1 protein-coding gene is annotated in these 1,211 nt (G+C 62.7%); it reads right to left on the bottom strand.

Annotated elements, in window-relative coordinates:
- Positions 1–26: 26 nt before the first annotated feature.
- Entirely contained in the window at positions 27–1,103 is a 1,077-nt protein-coding gene (locus tag ACFW2E_RS47280) for a hypothetical protein (RefSeq protein WP_384478463.1), read from the bottom strand.
- Positions 1,104–1,211 lie beyond the last annotated feature (108 nt).

Genomic DNA, 1,211 nt, shown 5'->3' with positions numbered 1-1,211 from the left:
CTCCATATCCCCAAAACCGAGTTTGTTCAATGTATAGTGGGATAGGATATGTGTATAAGAGACAGGTGCCTCTCCCCTGGCGTGATGACGATGTCGCAAAAGCCCGAACTCTCCAGCATCATGGTGACCATCTGCTCGGGGGTAAGACCCAGTTCCCTCCACAGGTCGTCGGTGGCAAATCCGGTGAATCCCAGCTCGCCCACCGCCTGCCACAGCGCTAGCTGGCAGGCGTGGATACTTTCATAGCCCTGGAATACTCCGTCGATGACATCCCGCCATGCCACAGTGCGAGTGTTCTTCTTGCGCTCGATCACTACACGGGCTTCTTCATAGTGGACCAGGGAATGGGCGCGGCCGGTACGCAGGTCGTTGTCCAGCCCGCCGAGGAGCCCGCGTAGGCGTGGCTCCTGCTGCGCTGCGGTGATGAGTTCGGTGGCGTTCTTGTGCCGCAGGTTCGTGTACGCGGCCGACTTGCGGCCGCAGGCCAGCAGGAGCGCGGAGGCGATGACCTGGCCTGGACCTTCGACCTGAGCCATCGCGATGCCGAGCAGAGCTCGGCCGGCCTGCCTGGAGTGAACGGCGCGGTCTACGGCGTGGACTGCTTCCATCGAGCCGTCGAACAGCTCGTGGAGGGCCCGCTTGAAATCGCTCTCGAAGACCGGATCTTGGGCCAGTGCGCGCAGAACCTTGGGGTTGGAGCGGAACACTTCGTACGCGAGGCGCATGACCTCACGAAAGCGCTCCGGGTCGAAGATGCTCTGGGCCAGCACCTGCCCCATGGCGAACATGATTCCGGAGCCGTTGACACCGCGTGAGGACGTGATGTCCTGCAGCTTGCTTCGAGCTGCTGCGTCAAGCGTCAGCAGGTCAGATGCCTCGTAGGTACGCAGCGCCTGGGACAGCAGGATGCTTTGGATCCGCGCCGTGTCCCGCTCGGCAGCCAGGGCGACTGCCCCCTCCGCAGCAGTGTTGGCTCTCTGGATGAGCCCTGCAGCGCGGTCGTGGTGGCTTTGGGCATGTACCCCATGCTTCTGCGCCTCCAGTGGGGTGGCGGCTAGCAGCGCGGCAAGGTACGCATCGATCATCGAGGACAGCTCAGCCACAAGCTCATGCAGCCCGGTGAGCGTCGTGACCAGCGGGCGCCTGACATCCGTGTGTTGCACAATGGCACGCAGTTCAGTGAACTATTGGACGGCGTCCTTGAGGTGTGC

The organism is Streptomyces sp. NPDC058964 (assembly GCF_042741275.1).
GTDB lineage: Bacteria > Actinomycetota > Actinomycetes > Streptomycetales > Streptomycetaceae > Streptomyces.
The sequence above is the reverse complement of the archived record's forward strand: the minus strand, read 5'-3'. Positions and strand labels throughout refer to the sequence as shown.